Origin of the sequence: Pseudomonas vanderleydeniana (genome assembly GCF_014268755.2) — a bacterium.
Taxonomy (GTDB): domain Bacteria; phylum Pseudomonadota; class Gammaproteobacteria; order Pseudomonadales; family Pseudomonadaceae; genus Aquipseudomonas; species Aquipseudomonas vanderleydeniana.
Window position 1 is genome coordinate 6892305 of the sequence record NZ_CP077093.1, and the last position, 18419, is coordinate 6910723.

Consider the following 18419-nt stretch of genomic DNA (forward strand, 5'->3'; position numbering starts at 1 on the left):
TACCAGCCGCATTCAGCAGCGAGAAACGAACAACGCGCCACAGGGGGCGCGTTGCAGAGGCTGGATCGGCTGATGACTCAGCGATTTTTCACCCGCTCGATCGCCGTGTCGTACACCGGGTTGGCCTTCTGCTCCTTCGCCAACTCGTAATGGCGCAGGGCGTCGGAGAACTGCCCCGCATTCTCATAGATCCGGGCAATGTTGTAGTAGGAGCTGGCCCGCACGGTATTGGCCGAGTTGCCGGACGCCAGGGCGACGGCCTTGCGGTTGGCCCAGATGGCCTCGGCGGTGTTGCCGGCCTTCTGATACGCCAGGCCGAGGTTGCTGTAGGCCTGGCCGAAGCTGTTGTTCAGGTCGATGGCCTGACGGAACAGGGCGATCGACTGCTCCAGATCGCCAGCCTTGTAGGCCGCCTCACCCTTGACGTTCAGCGCGCGCGCATCGGCCTGCGCAGTAGAGCTGACGGCCACTTCGGCGATCGCCACCTTGTCGTCGAGCAGCGGCGAGACTTCGTTCAGCACGTTCGCCGGGTGCACGTTCACACCGCTGAAGGTGTTGATGTCCTGGAAGTCGCCGTTGCCGGTCATGCGGAACACGGTCCACAGGTTGCCGCTGCGGTTGGTCGGCACGTAGTAGGTACGCACCAGCGACTGGCCCATGTAGACGAACACCTTGGCCTGGCTGTTGGACAACTGGCGCGAGCCCGGGTTTTCGCTGTTGGTGAAGTCGTGCACGGCATAGACATAGCTCTCGCCGTAGTGCTTCTTCTGCAGGGTGATGGTTTCCGGGCCATAGCCATCGACATCATCCACGTCCAGGTTGGCGTCGGCGCCCTGCTTCTGTTCGAAGTAGATGTTGTTGCCCGGGAAGATCATGTGCGAGTCGAGGTCCGCCGGAGTCTTGCCCCAGGTCAGTACCACGCGCAGGCCGTCGAGGTTCTGCATCACCGGGCTGATGGCGTAGGTCATGTCCTTGCACGGGCATTTCACCACCAGATTGGAGTAGCCACTCTTCTTGATGATCAGCAGGCTGCCGGCATCGTCGGGAAAACTGCTCTGAAGGGTGACCTGGCCCTGGGCGTTGGTCTTGCCGACCACGTTCTGCTCACCGTTGCGCTGCAGCAGTACGTCGGCATCGGCGATCTTCTGGTCCTTGACCACGGCGCTCAGCACTTCGACCGGCAGAGACTCGGCCTGAACCGACCAGGCCGCGGCACACAACGAAAACACCGAGGCCATGCGAAGCAAATGCATACTCAACTCCCTTTAAGCTCAAGACGCGGGCGCCGAATGGCCCCCGGAAAATTTGCAGCGGAACATACCGACTTTTTGTCTGAAACGTCTAATGTTCCTGTAGAAAATTTTGCTTTTGTGGACCAGTCACTAGAGGCAAAAGGCCATCCAGCAAATTTAATCTGCAATCCCACTCAAAGCCCATGAGAAAGCGCCGATAAGCCGCTGACTCACCAAGGAAGGTAGCGGCTGATCATGCAAGAAAACCCTGAAGACGACGGCGTCATTCGTTTCAAACGCCTGCATCCGGAACAGATCGACGTGGTGTTGGGAACACACCCGAGCAAGCAGAGAGCCCCGCGCAGACTGCGCAGGAAGTCCCACAGCCTGCGGATCCTGTTGCTGCTCCTGGTCGGCATGCTCGGCTACATGGCCTACAACCGCAGCAGTTATCGCCCACCGCAGACTCCGCCGGCATCCGAACCGGCCACCCCCGTGGCTGCCGAGCCCTCGGTCCTGCCTGAGGTGGTAGACCCGGCGCAGTCTCCAGGCACTCCCGCACAGGGATGAAAGATCACCGACGACCTTTTCGCCCCCCATAAAAAAACCGCCCCGAAGGGCGGTTTTTTCAAGCGAAGAGCAGGACCCGATTACAGCTTCGGACCAGCCGCCTTGATCGCGTCGCTCACTTCGAACTTCTTGAAGTTCTCGATGAACAGACCCGCCAGGGCTTTTGCCGCTTCGTCGTAGGCAGCCTTGTCAGCCCAGGTGTTGCGTGGGTTCAGCAGGCCGGTTTCGACGCCTGGTACGGCCAGTGGCACGTCCAGGTTGATGGTGTCCAGGTGCTCGGTCTCGGCACCGACCAGAGCGCCGCTCTGGATCGCGGCGATCACGCCACGGGTGGTCGGGATGTTGAAGCGCTTGCCAACGCCGTAGCCACCACCGGTCCAGCCGGTGTTGACCAGATAGACCTTGGAACCGAAGCCACGGATACGCTTGATCAGCAGTTCAGCGTACTCGCCAGCCGGACGCGGGAAGAACGGCGCGCCGAAGCAGGTGGAGAAGGTCGACTTGATGCCGCCGCCCGAGCCCATTTCGGTCGAACCGACCAGCGCGGTGTAGCCGGACAGGAAGTGGTAGGCCGCCTGCTCTTCGCTGAGGATCGACACTGGTGGCAGTACGCCGGTCAGGTCGCAGGTCAGGAAGATAACAGCGTTAGGCTCGCCACCGAGGTTCTTCGGTGCACGTTTTTCGATCAGTTCACGCGGGTAGGCCGCGCGGCTGTTCTGGGTCAGGCTGCTGTCGGCGTAGTCGGCCTTCTTGTTGGCATCGAGTACGACGTTCTCCAGCACGGCGCCGTGCTGGATGGCTTTCCAGATGACCGGCTCGTTCTTCTCGGACAGGTCGATGCACTTGGCATAGCAACCGCCTTCGATGTTGAACACCACGCCCTCGCCCCAACCGTGCTCGTCGTCACCGATCAGGTAGCGGCTTTCGTCAGCCGACAGGGTGGTCTTGCCGGTACCCGACAGGCCGAAGAACAGGGTCACGTCGCCCGCTTCGCCCATGTTGGCCGCGCAGTGCATCGGCAGGACGTCGGCAGCCGGCAGCAGGAAGTTCTGCACCGAGAACATGGCTTTCTTCATTTCACCGGCGTAGCGCATGCCAGCGATCAGGACTTTCTTGGCCGCGAAGTTGATGATCACGGTGCCATCGGAGTTGGTACCGTCGCGCTCAGGCACGCACTCGAAGTCCGGAACGTTCAGGATCTGCCATTCGACCTTGCCGCCGGCGTTGTACTGGCCAGCCTCAGGGTTGATGAACAGGCAACGGCCGAACAGGTTGTGCCAGGCAGTACCGGTGGTCATCTTGACCGGCAGGTAGTGCGCAGGATCGGAGCCTACATGAACGTGGGAAACAAAACGCTCGCGCTCGCCGGCGAAGGCCTCGACGCGGTTCCACAGGGCGTCGAACTTGTCGGCCGGGAACTTGCGGTTGATCGGGCCCCAGGCGATGGCGTCCTGGGTCGAAGGCTCTTCCACGATGAAACGGTCTACCGGCGAACGACCGGTACGGTGACCGGTACGGACGACCAGCGCGCCGGTATCGGCGAGTTCGCCTTCACCACGGGCCAGGGCTTCTTTGACCAGATCATCGACACTCAGATCGGTGTACACGGCATTGTTTGCTTGCGTCATGAAATTTCCCGTCGGCCAGGGGCCGAGTGCTCCAAACGTTTTGTAGTAGAAAGTGGTGCACTACTACCGTGAAAAAAGTGCGCCGGATTATGCCAGAAATGCCCAAAAAAAGTAGGGCCCTCCTGTCAGAACGCCCATTTTCCGGCGTTTGACAGGAGATTTACCTGCGCTGAAGCGTTTTAGTGACGAGTATCTGACGGGGTCTCGACCCCTGCACCGGCAAACAATTGCGCAATATCGGCCGCATCGAACAGGTAGCGCTGGTTGCAGAACTGGCAATCGATCTCGATCGCACCGCCACGTTCGGCCACCAGTTGCTGGGCATCTTCCAGCCCCAGGCTGACCAGGGCGTTGCCGGAACGCTCGCGCGAGCAGCTGCAATGGAAGCGTAGCGGCTGGTTTTCGAACAGGCGCACGGCTTCCTCATGATAGAGGCGGTGCAACACGGTTTCGTTGTCCAGGCCGAGCAATTCCTCGGCTTTCAGGGTACCGGCCAGGGCGGTGACGTGCTGCCAGCTGGCCGCGCGTTCCTCTTCGTCCTTGATCCGGTCGGCAGGCAGTTGCTGCAGCAGCAGGCCGCGGGCACGCTGGCCGTCGGCATTGAGCCAGAAGCGGGTGCCGACCTGCTGGGACATGACGAAGTAGTTGGTGAAGCAATCCGACAGGGTCGCGCCGTCGAGGTCGACGATACCCTGGTAGCGCTGGCCCTTGACCGGGTCGACGGTCAGCGCCAGGACACCATTGGGCATCAGCTCGGCCAGGCTCGCGCCCGGAGCGATCTGCTCGGCCTCGTAGCGGGCCAGGCCGCGGATCTCGCGCTCGCTGGAGCATTCGACCATGAGCAGCGGTACCGCGCCTTCGGAACGAGCCTGGAGAATCAGCAGGCCATCGAACTTCAGGGTACCGACCAGCAGCGCGGCGGCGGCCATCAGTTCGCCGAGCAGTTGTGCAACCGGCTGCGGATAGGGGTGCTTGGCCAGGACTTCAGCGTAGCTGCGTTCCAGCGACACCAGTTCGCCACGCGTGTCGCTGTCATCGAAGATGAAGCGTTGGGTGTAATCGGTGTCTGGTAGATCTGACATAGGTTTCGATTCTGGAAGTAGGAATAAAGGTGTTCAACTCAGAGAATCTGAGCATTTTATGAACAAATCGGGGTTCTGACCAAGCAACATGGGGGCGAATGGCTGTCAGTCAAGGACAGACGGGATTATTCGCCGCCCACCCCACGGAATTTGAACAGGTCGCGACGCTGCTTCTTGGTCGGCTTGCCATCGGTGGCCAGACCCAGGGCACCGGCCTTGCGCTGGGCCGCCTCGGCCTCACGCTTGGCGATACTGGCAGCGGTCTCGGCATACAGCGCCTGCGCCTCCGGTGCCCCCCGGCGCACGACCGACAGCGCCTGGACCACCACGGTACGCTCATCGAAGCCGGTGCGAATCTGCAGTTCGTCGCCCACCCGTGGTTCCTTCGAAGGTTTGCAGCGCTCGCCACGGCAATGCACCTTGCCACTCTCGATCGCCGTCTTCGCCAGGGCGCGGGTCTTGTAGAAGCGTGCCGCCCACAGCCACTTGTCGAGTCGAACCTTGTCATCCTCTTCCGATTTTTGTGCCACGGGGATTCCTCAAACTGAAATATTGCTGAACTGTACTACCGTTGCCGTCGAAGCTGAATTTCCCCACCCGGTCTAGAATGCCGAATGACCAGGGGATATGTTCACGACCTGTAAAAAAGTCGCGCAGATATCTGTCGCCATTTACCCATTATTCTGCGTGAATACCGCCATCTCCGCTGCCTGGCGGCCTAAGCAGGTTTCTCACCGGTTGAGCATTTTGAAGACATTTGACCATTTGACCGTCGTGGGTCTGCGCGAGTGGGTCGCGCTCCCGGATCTGGGAGTCGCGGGCCTGCGGGCGAAGATCGACACCGGCGCCAGCACCTCCAGCCTGCACGCCACCGATATCGAGCCGTTCGAGCGCGACGGCGAGAAGTGGGTGCGTTTCACTGCCCATCTCGGCACCGTGGTGCAACTGCGCCATCGGCGCTGCGAGGCCCCGCTGCTGGCGATGAAGACCATCAAGAGTTCCAACGGCCATGCGCAGGTCCGCTACGTGATCGCCACCACCCTGGCCCTCGGTGACCGGGTCTGGCAGGTGCAGTTCACCCTGGCCTGCCGCAAGTCCATGCGCTATCGCCTGCTGCTTGGCTCCAAGGCCCTGGTCGATGGCCAACTGGTGGTCAATCCCGGGCACAAATACGTTCAAGACAAGCCGGTGTTCCCGGTGACTACTACCTCTGCCACAGGTGTTGCATGAAGATCGCTGTGCTGTCGCGTAACCCGCGTCTGTATTCCACTCGTCGCCTGGTCGAAGCCGGCGTCCAGCGTGGCCATGAAATGGTAGTGGTCGACACCCTTCGCGCCTACATGAACATTGCGAGCCACAAGCCGCAGATCCACTACCGCGGCAAGCCGCTGGAGGGCTTCGACGCGGTCATCCCGCGTATCGGTGCCTCGGTAACCTTCTATGGCTGTGCGGTCCTGCGCCAGTTCGAGATGATGGGGGTCTTCCCGCTCAACGAGTCGGTGGCGATCGCCCGCTCGCGGGACAAGCTGCGCTCGCTGCAACTGCTGTCGCGCCGTGGCATCGGCATGCCGGTCACCGGTTTCGCCCACTCGCCGGACGACATTCCCGACCTGATCGAGATGGTCAACGGCGCTCCGCTGGTGATCAAGGTACTGGAAGGCACCCAGGGCATCGGCGTGGTGCTGTGCGAGACGGCAACGGCGGCGGAATCGGTAATCGAGGCATTCATGGGCCTCAAGCAGGACATCATGGTCCAGGAATACATCAAGGAAGCCGGCGGTGCGGATATCCGCTGCTTCGTGGTCGGCGACAAGGTGATCGCGGCGATGAAACGCCAGGCCAGGCCCGGCGAGTTCCGCTCCAACCTGCATCGTGGCGGCAGCGCCAGCCTGATCAAGATCACCCCGGAAGAACGCATGACCGCCCTCAGCGCGGCCAAGGTGATGGGCCTGAGCGTGGCCGGGGTGGATATCCTGCGCTCCAATCGCGGGCCGCTGGTGATGGAGGTGAACTCCTCGCCGGGCCTGGAAGGGATCGAAACCACCACCGGCAAGGATGTCGCCGGGATGATCATCCAGCACATCGAGAAGAATGGCGGGCCGAACATGACCCGGACCAAGGGCAAGGGCTGAGCAGCCCTTCCCTCAACCGACGCCGGGCCGAGCGCTAGACCGCATCACGCGGCAGCATGAGGCCCAGTGGCAAGCGGACCCTGGCCTCCAGGCCACCACCGGAACGATTGCGCAACTCGACGTTGCCGCCGTGCATCGAGGCGATCCGCTTGACGATCGCCAACCCCAGGCCGGTGCCCTTGCCACCGCGAGCCTTGTCGCCGCGGGTGAACGGATTGAAGATGCCTTCCAGTTCCGCCGGATCGATACCCGCGCCACGGTCCATGACACTCAGCACCACATAGGGTGCGTTGGTGTCGCCGGAGACATAGGCGGCCACCTCCACCGATTCCCCGGCGTGATTGAGCGCATTACCGATCAGGTTGTTCAGCAGGCGCTTCATCGATACGCGCCGCAGCGGGAACGGCTGGATCGGTTGCAGGCGCATCTGCACCCGCTGTTCGTTCTGGTTGTAGGGTGCCACCACCTCGCGCACCAGGTCGCTGAGGTCGACTTCTTCCACCGACTCATCGCGCCCATCACGGATGAAGGCGAGGAACTGGTCGAGAATCGCGTCCATGTCCTCGATATCGCGGACCATGTCCGCACTCAGGTCACTGTGGTCGCCCATCAGCTCCAGGGACAGCCGCAGGCGGGTCAACGGCGTGCGCAGATCGTGGGAAACCCCGGCCAGCATCAGCTCACGCTCGCGACCAGCCTGCTCGACGTCCTCGGCCATCTGGTTGAAGGCACCGTAAACCTCGGTCATTTCGCTGGGCGTGTCGCTGATCGGCAGGCGCACGCTGCGCCCCTGGCCCAGTTGCCGCGCGGCGAAGACCAGGCGTTTCAGTGGCTGGTTGAGCTGGCTGACGAAAATCCAGGCCGAGGCCGTCGACAGCAACCCGATCGCCAGGAACCAGCCCAGCACGCTCCAGATCTTCTGCCCCCGCAACGGGTGCGGATACAGCGGCACCTTCAACCAGCCGGCGCCCAGGCTCGGCGCACGCACCCACAGGGCGGGCGGCGCATGCATGCGCAGGCGGACTTCGGTATCGGCGCCGAGTTCGGCCTGCATCTGCCGCTGGTAGATCTCGCTGTACGGCCAGTGCTGCTCGCCCTCCGGCACGCCACCGCTGACCACGCGGATCAGCCCCGCCGCCTCGGCGATCTTGTCGCGATCGTCCTCGTCGGCCGCCCAGTAGGCACGCAGGGTCAGCGCCACGCCGTGGCTGTACTGGCGGTCCACCAGGACATCCTCGTTCATCAGCAGATAGACCAGGGTCAGCGCCTTGGAGAACAGCACCACGATGAGCACCAGCCAGAGGGTGCGCGAGAAGAAGCTTTGGGGAAACCAGACAGGGGTCTTCATAAATACAGCCGCTACATACTTTGCAGGAGCGAGCAGGCGGGCTCGCACAATTGCGGATCGCGACTTGCCCGGGCGGCTTGCGCACACCCGGGCAATTCGCTCCTACAAATCACCGGTCACTTGGTCGCGGCGCCATCCGGCACGAACACGTAACCCACGCCCCAGACGGTCTGGATGTAACGCGGCTTCGAGGGGTCAGGCTCGATCATGCGACGCAGGCGGGAAATCTGCACGTCGATGGATCGTTCCAGTGCATCCCACTCGCGGCCACGGGCCAGGTTCATCAGCTTGTCACGGGTCAGCGGCTCGCGGGCATGCATCACCAGTGCCTTGAGCACGGCGAATTCGCCAGTGGTGAGCATGTGCACTTCTTCGCCGCGCTTGAGCTCACGGGTGGCAAGGGACAGCTCGTAGTCGCCGAAGGTGACGCTTTCGTCCTCGCTGCCCGGCGCGCCTGGCACCGGGGCGGACTGGCGACGCAGCACGGCCTTGACCCGCGCCATCAGCTCGTCGGGGTTGAACGGCTTGGCCAGGTAGTCGTCAGCGCCCAGTTCCAGACCCTTGATCCGGCTCAGTTCGTCGCCCTTGGCGGTGAGCATGATGATCGGTACCTGGTTGTTCGCCGCGCGCAGGCGACGGCAGGCCGTCAGGCCGTCTTCACCCGGCAACATCAGGTCGAGTACTACCAGATTGAACACTTCACGTGACAGCAGACGATCCATTTGCTCGGTGTTCGCCACCGCGCGGGCGCGATAGCCCTTGCTGGTGAAAAAACGCTCCAGCAGGCTGCTCAGCCCCGGATCGTCATCCACGATGAGGATTTTTTCGCCTTCAGCAGTTTGTGCAGTGCTGCTCATTGGTTGCTCCTTTGATCTCGGCGCGCATTATGGGGCCTGGGACCCTCATGCGTATCCTGTGCATTGTTAGCAGATTTTTCCTCGACTACCAGCAAACACCGCTTTATGCCTACATGCGCACAGTCCCCCCAAGCCCGGAACGCTGGTTATAATGCCCCGCCTTCTGCGTCAGGCAACGTCTGATCATTGCTGTTCGATGCCATCTTTTTTTCAAAGGCTCACAGCAATGTGCTGATTTCACGGGTCACAAGGTGCGCCTTTTGATCCCAAACCAGGCTCGCCCGACAGGCCCAAAGGCCCGGCGCGCCTGATTTCACACTTTGTCAGGTGGTTTTATGGACAGCATCAACAGCCGCATCGCCGAAGAACTCGGCGTACGCCCACAACAGGTCGAAGCGGCCGTCGCCCTATTGGATGAAGGCTCGACCGTGCCTTTCATCGCCCGCTACCGGAAAGAAGTCACCGGCAGCCTGGATGACACCCAACTGCGGCATCTGGAAGAACGCCTGCGCTACCTGCGAGAACTCGACGAACGGCGCGCCAGCATCCTCGCCAGCATCGAGGAACAAGGCAAGCTGACCCCTGCCCTGGCCCGTGACATCCAGCTCGCCGACACCAAGACCCGCCTCGAAGACCTGTACCTGCCGTACAAGCAGAAGCGCCGCACCAAGGGCCAGATCGCCCTGGAAGCCGGCCTTGGCGAGCTGGCCGACAGTCTGTTCAACGACCCGTCGCTGACCCCGGAAACCGAAGCCGCACGCTTCGTCGATGCCGAAAAGGGCTTCGCCGATACCAAGGCCGCCCTCGAAGGCGCCAAGTACATCCTCATGGAGCGCTTCGCCGAAGACGCCAGCCTGCTGGAGAAACTGCGCAACTTCCTCAAGCAGGAAGCCATCATCAGCGCCCGCGTGGTCGCCGGCAAGGAAGAGGAAGGTGCCAAGTTCCGCGACTACTTCGAACACGACGAGCCGCTCAAGAGCATGCCGTCGCACCGCGCCCTGGCGATCTTCCGTGGCCGCAACGAAGGCATTCTCGCCTCCTCGCTGAAAGTCGGCGACGAGCTGCCAGGCACCCTGCACCCCTGCGAAGGCATGATTGGCCAGCACGTCGGCATCCAGAACCAGAACCGTCCTGCGGACAAATGGCTGGGCGAAGTGGTGCGCTGGACCTGGAAGGTCAAGCTCTACACCCACCTGGAAACCGACCTGCTCGGCGAGCTGCGCGATGGCGCGGAAACCGAGGCGATCAACGTTTTCGCCCACAACCTGCACGACCTGCTGCTGGCCGCCCCGGCCGGCCCACGTGCGACCCTCGGCCTCGACCCGGGCCTGCGTACCGGCTGCAAGGTCGCCGTGGTCGACGCCACCGGCAAGCTGCTGGACCACACCACCGTCTACCCGCACGTGCCGCACAACAAGTGGGACCAGACCCTGGCCGTCCTCGCTGCGCTGTGTGCCAAGCACTCGGTGGACCTGATCGCCATCGGCAACGGTACCGCCAGCCGCGAGACCGACAAGCTGGCCGCCGACCTGATCAAAAAATATCCAGCCATGCGCCTGACCAAGGTCATGGTTTCCGAAGCCGGCGCGTCGGTGTACTCGGCCTCGGAGCTGGCCGCACGGGAGTTCCCGGACCTCGACGTGTCGATCCGTGGCGCCGTGTCCATCGCCCGCCGCCTGCAGGACCCGCTGGCCGAACTGGTGAAGATCGACCCGAAATCCATCGGTGTCGGCCAGTACCAGCACGACGTCTCGCAACTGAAGCTGGCCCGTGGCCTGGATGCGGTGGTCGAGGACTGCGTGAACGCCGTCGGCGTCGACGTGAACACCGCCTCGGTGGCCCTGCTGGCGCGGATTTCCGGCCTCAACACGACCCTGGCGCAGAACATCGTCACGCACCGTGACGAAAACGGCGCGTTCAAGACCCGCGCCGCGCTGAAGAAAGTCCCGCGCCTGGGTGAAAAGACCTTCGAACAGGCCGCCGGCTTCCTGCGCGTGATGAACGGCGACAACCCGCTGGACGCCTCCGCGGTGCACCCGGAAGCCTACCCGCTGGTGCAGCGCATCGCCGCCGAGACCGACCGCGACATCCGCTCGCTGATCGGCGACAGCGCGTTCCTCAAGCGCCTGGACCCGAAAAAGTTCACCGACGAGACCTTCGGCCTGCCGACCGTCACCGACATTCTCCAGGAACTGGACAAGCCGGGCCGCGACCCACGCCCCGAGTTCAAGACTGCCGCGTTCCAGGAAGGTGTCGAGGACCTCAAGGACCTCGAACTGGGAATGATCCTCGAAGGCGTGGTGACCAACGTGACCAACTTCGGGGCCTTCGTCGACATCGGCGTCCACCAGGACGGCCTGGTGCACATCTCGGCGCTGTCCGAAAAGTTCGTCAAGGACCCGCGCGAAGCGGTGAAAGCCGGTGACGTGGTCAAGGTGAAGGTCATGGAAGTCGACATCCCACGCAAGCGCGTCGGCCTGTCGATGCGCATGAGCGACACCCCGGGCGAGAAGATCGACGGCGCCCGTGGCTCGCGTCCGGGTGCAGCACCACGCCAGCCGCAGAACAACGCCCCGCGCAAGGAAACCGCCGCCCCGGCCAACAACGCCATGGCCTCGCTGTTCGCCAACGCCAAGCAGTTGAAGAAGCGTTGATGGATATTCCCGAGGGCCTGACCCAGAGCGCCTTCAGTGAGCTGATCGGCTGCCGCCTGCAACGCCTGGACACCGGCGTTGCCGAGGTGGCCCTGTCGCTGACGCCGCAATTGCGCAACCGTGGCAACGTGCTGCATGGCGGCGCGCTGTTCAGCCTGGTGGATATCACCATGGGCCTGGCCTGCTCGGCCACCCATGGCTTCGACCAGCGCAGCGCGACCATCGAGTGCAAGATCAACTACATGCGCGCGGTGGCCGAGGGCGATGTGCTGTGCACCGCCCGGGTCATCCACCCCGGCCGCCGTACGCTGGTGGTCGAGGCCGACGTGCGCCAGGGCGACAAACTTGTCGCGAAAGCACAAGGCACGTTCGCTGTTCTCTAGTGGCCTGTACGGTTAATTCGAATATTCAAATTCGGCTCCAGGGGTTTGCCAGGCAAGGCGCCATGACGAGTCGTAGCAGGGCTACGGCGAGGAATGGCAACGCAGTCTGGCGAAGCCATGGGCTCGGAGTCGAGTATGCGAATTAGCCACACAGGCCACTATCTGTTCCGTCTCGATTTGGGTTAATTTCGGCACTGCATGCGCGGTGTCGGAATTTTCCTCCGGCGCCGCGCCCGACTCAGGGACGAAGTATCGGCGTTTTCCGACATTTACCAGGCGACAACGCCAGTTCTCAACTTCACCCTTGTAGACCGTCTTGCCCACCCCCATATTGGGGCGACCGACGCGTGAAGGAATCCAACTTGAGCGAACTTCTCAACCGCCGCCTGGCTCTGCTCGGCGAGCGCGACCACCTCTCCCTGCTCGAACAGTGCCTGCACGGCATCGAGCGCGAATGCCTGCGCGTCACCTCTGAAGGCCGACTGGCGCAGACCCCGCATCCGGAAGAGCTTGGCTCGGCGCTGACCAATGAGCAGATCACCACGGACTATTCCGAGTCGCTGCTGGAGTTCATCACTCCGGCCCTGACCGACCCGGCCGACACCCTGGGCAGCCTGGACAGGATTCATCGCTTCGCCTACAGCAAGCTCGGCAGCGAGTACCTGTGGAGTCCGTCGATGCCTTGTCCGCTGCCCGCCGAGGAAGATATCCCGATCGCCTACTACGGCACCTCGAACATCGGCCGGCTCAAGTATGTGTACCGCCAGGGCCTGGCCCTGCGCTACGGCAAGACGATGCAATGCATCGCCGGGATCCACTACAACTTCTCGCTGCCGGAAAAACTCTGGCCTGTGCTCAAGCAGGCCGAGGGCTTCACCGGCACCGATCGCGACTACCAGTCGCTGGCCTATATCGCGCTGATCCGCAATTTCCGCCGCTACAGCTGGCTGCTGATGTACCTGTTCGGTGCTTCGCCCGCCCTGGATGCCGGCTTCCTGCGCGGGCGCGCGCATTCGCTGGAACAGTTCGACGCCGAAACGCTGTACCTGCCCTACGCCACCAGCCTGCGCATGAGCGACCTGGGTTACCAGAGCAACGCCCAGGCCGGCCTGACGCCGTGCTACAACGATCTCAACAGCTATACCGACAGCCTGCGCAAGGCGGTGGCGACCCCGTATGCGCCGTATGTCGAGATCGGCACCCACAAGGATGGCGAGTGGGTCCAGCTCAACACCAACATCCTGCAGATCGAGAACGAGTACTACTCCAACATCCGCCCGAAACGCGTGACCTACACCGGCGAGCGGCCGATCCAGGCGCTGATGGCCCGCGGCGTGCAGTACGTCGAGGTGCGCTGCCTGGACATCAACCCGTTCCTGCCGACCGGCATCGACCTGAACGAGGCCCGGTTCCTCAATGCGTTCCTGCTGTTCTGCGCCCTGAACGACAGCCCGCAGCTCGAAAGCGGCGAGTGTGGCAATGCCACTTCGAACTTCCTCGCCGTGGTCAAGGAAGGTCGGCGCCCGGGCCTGCAGTTGCAGCGTAACGGCCAGCCGGTGGACATGAAGGAGTGGGCCAACGAGCTGCTCGAACGAATTGCCCCGCTGGCGGCCCTGCTGGACCAGAGCCATGGCGGTGATGATCACGCCAGGGCGCTGGATGAGCAGCGGGCGAAGGTCAAGGATTCGTCCCTGACCCCATCGGCCCGGGTCCTGGCAAGCATGACGGAACACAAGGAAAGCTTCGCCCAGTTCGCCATGCGCCAGAGCCTGGCCCACGCCGAGTACTTCCGCGCGCAGCCGTTGACCAAGGAAGAGCAGACCGCGTTCGAGGAAAGCGCCCGCCAGTCGCTGGTACAGCAGCTGGAGCTGGAACAGAACGAAGTCGGTGATTTCGACGTGTTCGTCGGCGCCTACCAGGCGAGCATCCTGGCGATCAGCAACTGATCCTGCGCCAGCAGGTCTGACGCTTTCGCGGGCAAGCCCGCCCCCACAAGGGTTCGTGCCTGGTCACAAACCCGTGATCGACTGAGATCCCCTGTGGGAGCGGGCCAGCCCGCGAATAAGCCCTGAAGCCCTACCCAAGGGCTCGGAAGCTCAGAGCGCCTTCTCGAAAATCTTCGAATTACGCTGGTAGTTGTATAGCGACGCCCGCGCACTCGGCAGGCGCTCGACGCTGCTCGGGGCGAAACCACGCTCACGGAACCAGTGCGCGGTACGGGTGGTGAGGACGAACAAGGTCTTGAGCCCCAGCGCCCGCGCCCGGGTCTCGATGCGTTCGAGCAGTTCGTCGCCACGCCCACCATGCCGGTACTCCGGATTCACCGCCAGGCAGGCCAGTTCACCCGCGTCCGAATCGGCAATCGGGTACAGCGCCGCACAGGCGATGATCATCCCCTCTCGCTCGACCACGCTGAACTGTTCGATCTCGCGCTCCAGCACCTCACGTGAACGCCGCACCAGGATGCCCTGTTCTTCCAGCGGGCTGATCAGCTCGAGCAGGCCGCCGACGTCCTCGATCGCCGCCTCGCGAACCCGCTCGAACTGCTCCTGGGCGACCAGCGTACCGCCACCATCGCGGGTGAACAGCTCGGTCAGCAGCGCGCCGTCCTCGGCATAGCTGACGATATGGCTGCGGGCCACGCCACCACGGCAGGCCTCGGCCGCCGCATCGAGCAGTTCGGCCTGGTAGTCGCTGCCCAGGCGTTGCAGGTGCGCCGGCACCTGCTGCGGCCGCAGCTCGCGGACCAGATGGCCATTTTCATCGATCAGGCCGTGATCGGCACCGAACAGCAGGAGTTTTTCCGCGCCCAGGTCGATTGCCGCGCGCGTCGCGACGTCTTCGCAGGCCAGGTTGAAGATTTCCCCGGTGGGCGAGTAGCCCAGCGGCGACAGCAGCACGATGGAGCGTTCGTCGAGCAGGCGATTGATGCCCTTGCGGTCGACCCGGCGGACTTCGCCGGTGTGGTGATAGTCGACACCTTCCAGCACGCCGATCGGCCGTGCCGTCACCAGGTTGCCGCTGGCGACACGCAGCCGCGCGCCCTGCATCGGCGAAGCCGCCATGTCCATGGACAGGCGCGCCTCGATGGCGATGCGCAACTGGCCAACGGCATCGATCACGCATTCCAGGGTCGCTGCATCGGTGATGCGCAGGCCATGGTGGTAATGCGGGGTCAGGCCACGGGCGGCCAGGCGGCTCTCGATCTGTGGACGCGAACCGTGGACCAGCACCAGGCGCACGCCAAGGCTGTGCAGCAACACCAGGTCATGGACGATATTGCCGAAATTGGGGTGCTCGACACCGTCGCCGGGCAGCATGACGACAAAGGTGCAATCGCGGTGGGCATTGATATAGGGAGAGGCGTGGCGAAGCCAGTTAACGTATTCGGGCATGACCTGAACCTGTATAAAAAACAGCCAATGAAAAATGGGTGCAACGTAAAAACGCACAACAGGCTGTTGGTTATCGTCGGAACAGGCTTGGCGACACGCGCGCTCTCCTTACGGGGTAATGAATGGTTTGGCCTGGCATTTAACGCAAGGTCGGGGCCGGGCTCAAGCAATAATGTTCAATCAGCTCGCGCAACAGCTGTACGGTAGGCTGCAAACGTGACATTTCGAGGAATTCTCCCGGCTGGTGCGCACAGTCGATGTCGCCGGGGCCCAATACCAGGGTCTCGCAGCCAAGGCGCTGAAGATAAGGCGCTTCGGTGCCGAACGCTACCGCTTGTGCACGATGGCCGGTGAGTTTTTCGGCGATCCGCACCAGTTCGGCGTCAGCCACCTGCTCGAAGGGCGGTACCTCGGGGAACAACGGCGCATAGTCGATCTTCACCTGGTGCCGCTCGGCCAGCGGCGCGAGCTTGGCGCGGATCGCCGCGCGCAGCACGCCCGGGTCCATGCCCGGCAGCGGCCGCAGGTCAAATTCCAGGGCGCACTGGCCGCAGATGCGGTTGGGGTTGTCGCCACCGTGGATACAACCCAGGTTCAGGGTCGGCTGCGGCACGGTGAACTGCGGGTTGTTGTACTCGCGCTGCCACTGCCCGCGCAGGCCGCGCAGTTCGCCGATCACGTCGTGCATGGCTTCAAGGGCGCTGTGCCCCAGGCTCGGGTCCGACGAATGCCCACTGCGGCCGAGGATGTCGATGCGTTCCATCATCACGCCCTTGTGCAGGCGGATCGGCTTGAGCCCCGTCGGCTCGCCGATCACCGCCGCGCGGCCCAGCGGGCGCCCGGCTTCGGCCAGCGCACGGGCGCCGGACATCGAGCTTTCCTCGTCGCAGGTGGCCAGGATCAGCAACGGCTGCTTGAACGGCTGGTCGAGCAACGGCCGGACCGCCTCGATGGCCAGGGCGAAGAAGCCCTTCATGTCACAACTGCCCAGGCCGACCCAGCGGCCATCGACCTCGCTGAGTTTGAGCGGATCGGTCTGCCACAGCGCCTCGTCGAACGGCACGGTGTCGCTGTGCCCGGCCAGCACCAGGCCACCGGGGCCGCTGCCGAAGCTGGCGAGCAGGTTGAACTTGCCGGGGCTGACCGTCTGGATATCGCAGGTGAAGCCCAGGTCACTCAACCAGCCGGCCAGCAGGTCGATCACCGGACGGTTGCTCAGGTCCAGGCTCGGCTGGGTGCAACTGACGGAGGGGACTGCGATCAGGGCAGCGAACTGGTCTTTCATCGATGGCAAAGGCATACGCTTGCTCCTCATTCACACCACGTCAGGTGCACATTCCCCCTTGGGGAAGGCTCCAGGGTTCCAGGCCCGGCTTGAGGCCCCATTCGCCGGCAAGCCGGGCTCCTACAAGGATTGCGCAAAGTTCAACATCCCAGACGAAGTCCATCATAGAGCCATCCGGCGGCCGGAATAAACCGCCACGACGCGTCCCGCGCGCTTGTCCTGTACACTGCATCCCCCAAGGCAGCCACTCTTTTCCCCGGCTGCACTCCCGATCCTGGATTTTCCGGCCATGCAGAAAGAAACCGAAATCAAACTCCGCGTCAGCCGCGAAACCCTCGCCGCCCTGCGCGAGCACCCGCTGTTGAAGAAGCGCAACAAGAGCGGCTGGGAACGTCGTGAACTGATGAACCAGTATTTCGACACCCCCGAACGCGACCTGGCCAAGGCCAAGGTTGCCCTGCGCCTGCGCCGTGACGGCGACGAAGTGATCCAGACCCTCAAGACCCGCGGCCAGAGCGTTGCCGGCCTGTCAGAGCGCAACGAGTACGACTGGCACCTGGACAAGGCCAAGCTGGACGTGAAGAAACTCGACGGCGAATGCTGGCCGGCGCAACTGGCCGAACTGGACAAGAAAACCCTCAAGCCGATCTTCACCACCGACTTCGTCCGCGAGCGCGCCGAAATCGCCTGGGGCCGTGGCAAGGCCAAGGTGGTGATCGAGGCCGCACTGGACCTCGGTTTCGTCATCGCCGGCAAGCAGAAGGAAGAAATCTGCGAGCTGGAGCTGGAACTGCGCGAAGGCGAGCCCGAAGCCCTGCTGGAACTGGCCGCCGAACTGGCCGAGAAGCTGGCGCTGATGCCCTGCGACATCAGCAAGGCCGAGCGCGGCTACCGCCTGTTCGACGCCAACAGCTACTCGCTGAGCCTGCCGGCACCACAGCTGACCGCCGAAACCTCGGTGGACGACGCCTTCACCGCCCTGGCCTGGCACCTGCTCGGCAGCAGCCAGCGACTGGCCGAACAGTACCGTTTCAACGGTCACTGGCGCCTGCTGCAGGACTGGCTGCAGCAGTTGATCGAACTGCGGGCCCTGGTCGGCAGCCTCGGCCAGGTGGCTCCGCGGCAATCGACCAGCGAACTGCGCAAGGCCCTGGATGCGCTGCTGGAAGACTGGCGTCCGCTGGTCAATGCCGGCCTGGAAGACGAGGACGTGCGCAAGGCCGCACCGGAGCAGTTCCTCGAAGAGCTGGAGGATGTGCGCTGGGGCCAGTTCTCCCTGAACACCTCGCGCTGGCTGCTGGCCCGCAGCTGGACGGTCGAACGCGCCAACCGTGGCAACCGCCAGGGTGCCGCGCAGTTGCAGAGCTGGCTGCCACGCCTGCTGGCCGAGGAAGCCGTGTCGCTGCAACTGGGTCGCTACCAGCAGCAGCCGGAAGACCTCGCCGAACAACTGCCACGCATCGAGCGTATCCAGGCCTGGCTGCACCTGGCCCGTGGCGTGCTGGAACTGCCGGAGCTGGACCGCCTGTTCGGCGAACTGAACAAGCTGGCGCAACTGGCCGAGCTGGATATCAGCGAAGAAGTGCTCGAGGCCCGCGTGCAGCAGGCACTGACCGTGTCCCAGGGCCGTGCCTGGAAGGCCCTGTCACGCCTGTAACAGCGCACTCTTGCAGGAGCCGGCTTGCTGGCGATGGCGATCTCGAGATCGCCACGGAATTTGGTTGAATGGCCGCCGTCGGCGGATCGCCAGCAAGCGGAGCACCGCCCGGCCGTCTCCCACAACGACCGCGCTCCTCTGTAGGCGCGTGGCTTGCCCGCGAATAGGCCCTCAAGTCTTGCCCACAACCATAGAA

The 18419-nt window shown here is 63.4% G+C and carries 15 protein-coding genes; 7 read left to right on the top strand and 8 right to left on the bottom strand.

All coding sequences use genetic code 11. The features are described 5' to 3' along the window. Positions 1 to 77: 77 nt before the first annotated feature. Positions 78 to 1253, bottom strand: coding sequence for a tetratricopeptide repeat protein (locus HU752_RS31070; protein WP_186683604.1), 1176 nt, complete (start codon positions 1251 to 1253; stop codon positions 78 to 80). A 234-nt stretch (positions 1254 to 1487) separates the two neighbouring features. On the opposite strand from HU752_RS31070, the gene HU752_RS31075 reads away from it, so the two are divergent. Continuing rightward, positions 1488 to 1802 carry a hypothetical protein gene (locus HU752_RS31075; RefSeq protein WP_186683603.1) on the top strand — a complete coding sequence of 105 codons (315 nt, stop codon included), beginning with the start codon at positions 1488 to 1490 and terminating at the stop codon, positions 1800 to 1802. A gap of 80 nt (positions 1803 to 1882) precedes the next feature. Here HU752_RS31075 and HU752_RS31080 read toward each other — a convergent pair whose 3' ends face one another. The 3 genes from HU752_RS31080 to HU752_RS31090 all read right to left on the bottom strand — a co-directional run bounded on the left by HU752_RS31080 (position 1883) and on the right by HU752_RS31090 (position 5042). Further along, positions 1883 to 3430 carry a phosphoenolpyruvate carboxykinase gene (locus tag HU752_RS31080; RefSeq protein WP_186683602.1) on the bottom strand — a complete coding sequence of 516 codons (1548 nt, stop codon included), beginning with the start codon at positions 3428 to 3430 and terminating at the stop codon, positions 1883 to 1885. A 179-nt stretch (positions 3431 to 3609) separates the two neighbouring features. Further along, positions 3610 to 4512, bottom strand: coding sequence for an Hsp33 family molecular chaperone HslO (gene hslO / locus HU752_RS31085; protein WP_186683601.1), 903 nt, complete (start codon positions 4510 to 4512; stop codon positions 3610 to 3612). 125 nt (positions 4513 to 4637) lie between these two features. Continuing rightward, on the bottom strand, positions 4638 to 5042 hold the full coding sequence (locus HU752_RS31090) for an RNA-binding S4 domain-containing protein (RefSeq protein WP_186683600.1): 405 nt from the start codon (positions 5040 to 5042) through the stop codon (positions 4638 to 4640). A gap of 217 nt (positions 5043 to 5259) precedes the next feature. Here HU752_RS31090 and rimB point away from each other — a divergent pair, with 217 nt between their 5' ends. Together rimB and rimK are read left to right on the top strand one after the other, a co-directional pair. Next, on the top strand, positions 5260 to 5742 hold the full coding sequence (gene rimB / locus HU752_RS31095; RefSeq protein ID WP_496198576.1) for a retropepsin-like aspartic endopeptidase RimB: 483 nt from the start codon (positions 5260 to 5262) through the stop codon (positions 5740 to 5742). After that, positions 5739 to 6644 (top strand): 30S ribosomal protein S6--L-glutamate ligase, encoded by a 906-nt coding sequence (rimK, locus tag HU752_RS31100; protein ID WP_186683599.1) that lies wholly within the window; start codon positions 5739 to 5741, stop codon positions 6642 to 6644. Before rimB ends, rimK begins: the two co-directional genes overlap by 4 nt. 34 nt (positions 6645 to 6678) lie before the next feature. Here rimK and HU752_RS31105 read toward each other — a convergent pair whose 3' ends face one another. Both HU752_RS31105 and ompR read right to left on the bottom strand, forming a co-directional pair. After that, positions 6679 to 7992, bottom strand: coding sequence for an ATP-binding protein (locus tag HU752_RS31105; protein ID WP_186683598.1), 1314 nt, complete (start codon positions 7990 to 7992; stop codon positions 6679 to 6681). Between the two features lie 116 nt (positions 7993 to 8108). After that, on the bottom strand, positions 8109 to 8849 hold the full coding sequence (ompR, locus tag HU752_RS31110) for an osmolarity response regulator transcription factor OmpR (protein ID WP_010450644.1): 741 nt from the start codon (positions 8847 to 8849) through the stop codon (positions 8109 to 8111). A gap of 335 nt (positions 8850 to 9184) precedes the next feature. On the opposite strand from ompR, the gene HU752_RS31115 reads away from it, so the two are divergent. The 3 genes from HU752_RS31115 (at position 9185) to gshA (ending at position 13832) form a co-directional block, all read left to right on the top strand. Next, on the top strand, positions 9185 to 11503 hold the full coding sequence (locus tag HU752_RS31115) for a Tex family protein (protein ID WP_186683597.1): 2319 nt from the start codon (positions 9185 to 9187) through the stop codon (positions 11501 to 11503). After that, complete coding sequence (locus HU752_RS31120; protein WP_186683596.1) at positions 11503 to 11886, top strand: PaaI family thioesterase; 384 nt, start codon at positions 11503 to 11505, stop codon at positions 11884 to 11886. The genes HU752_RS31115 and HU752_RS31120 overlap by 1 nt, the downstream gene beginning before the upstream one ends. Positions 11887 to 12248: 362 nt before the next feature. After that, entirely contained in the window at positions 12249 to 13832 is a 1584-nt protein-coding gene (gene gshA, locus HU752_RS31125) for a glutamate--cysteine ligase (RefSeq protein ID WP_186683595.1), read from the top strand. A gap of 150 nt (positions 13833 to 13982) precedes the next feature. Here the strand turns inward: gshA and argA are convergent, their stop codons facing one another. Beyond that, on the bottom strand, positions 13983 to 15281 hold the full coding sequence (gene argA, locus HU752_RS31130) for an amino-acid N-acetyltransferase (RefSeq protein WP_186683594.1): 1299 nt from the start codon (positions 15279 to 15281) through the stop codon (positions 13983 to 13985). A 139-nt stretch (positions 15282 to 15420) separates the two neighbouring features. Beyond that, complete coding sequence (argE, locus tag HU752_RS31135) at positions 15421 to 16581, bottom strand: acetylornithine deacetylase (protein WP_186683593.1); 1161 nt, start codon at positions 16579 to 16581, stop codon at positions 15421 to 15423. 274 nt (positions 16582 to 16855) lie between these two features. Here argE and HU752_RS31140 point away from each other — a divergent pair, with 274 nt between their 5' ends. Further along, positions 16856 to 18223, top strand: coding sequence for a CYTH domain-containing protein (locus tag HU752_RS31140; RefSeq protein WP_186683592.1), 1368 nt, complete (start codon positions 16856 to 16858; stop codon positions 18221 to 18223). The last annotated feature ends 196 nt before the right edge of the window (positions 18224 to 18419 follow it).

What these genes read in the sequence shown, in the direction of transcription:
- HU752_RS31070 (WP_186683604.1), bottom strand. Translation starts at nt 1,253, where the DNA reads ATGCATTTGCTTCGCATGGCCTCGGTGTTTTCGTTGTGTGCCGCGGCC.
- HU752_RS31075 (WP_186683603.1), top strand. Translation starts at nt 1,488, where the DNA reads ATGCAAGAAAACCCTGAAGACGACGGCGTCATTCGTTTCAAACGCCTG.
- HU752_RS31080 (WP_186683602.1), bottom strand. Translation starts at nt 3,430, where the DNA reads ATGACGCAAGCAAACAATGCCGTGTACACCGATCTGAGTGTCGATGAT.
- hslO (WP_186683601.1), bottom strand. Translation starts at nt 4,512, where the DNA reads ATGTCAGATCTACCAGACACCGATTACACCCAACGCTTCATCTTCGAT.
- rimK (WP_186683599.1), top strand. Translation starts at nt 5,739, where the DNA reads ATGAAGATCGCTGTGCTGTCGCGTAACCCGCGTCTGTATTCCACTCGT.
- HU752_RS31105 (WP_186683598.1), bottom strand. Translation starts at nt 7,992, where the DNA reads ATGAAGACCCCTGTCTGGTTTCCCCAAAGCTTCTTCTCGCGCACCCTC.
- ompR (WP_010450644.1), bottom strand. Translation starts at nt 8,849, where the DNA reads ATGAGCAGCACTGCACAAACTGCTGAAGGCGAAAAAATCCTCATCGTG.
- HU752_RS31115 (WP_186683597.1), top strand. Translation starts at nt 9,185, where the DNA reads ATGGACAGCATCAACAGCCGCATCGCCGAAGAACTCGGCGTACGCCCA.
- HU752_RS31120 (WP_186683596.1), top strand. Translation starts at nt 11,503, where the DNA reads ATGGATATTCCCGAGGGCCTGACCCAGAGCGCCTTCAGTGAGCTGATC.
- argA (WP_186683594.1), bottom strand. Translation starts at nt 15,281, where the DNA reads ATGCCCGAATACGTTAACTGGCTTCGCCACGCCTCTCCCTATATCAAT.
- argE (WP_186683593.1), bottom strand. Translation starts at nt 16,581, where the DNA reads ATGCCTTTGCCATCGATGAAAGACCAGTTCGCTGCCCTGATCGCAGTC.
- HU752_RS31140 (WP_186683592.1), top strand. Translation starts at nt 16,856, where the DNA reads ATGCAGAAAGAAACCGAAATCAAACTCCGCGTCAGCCGCGAAACCCTC.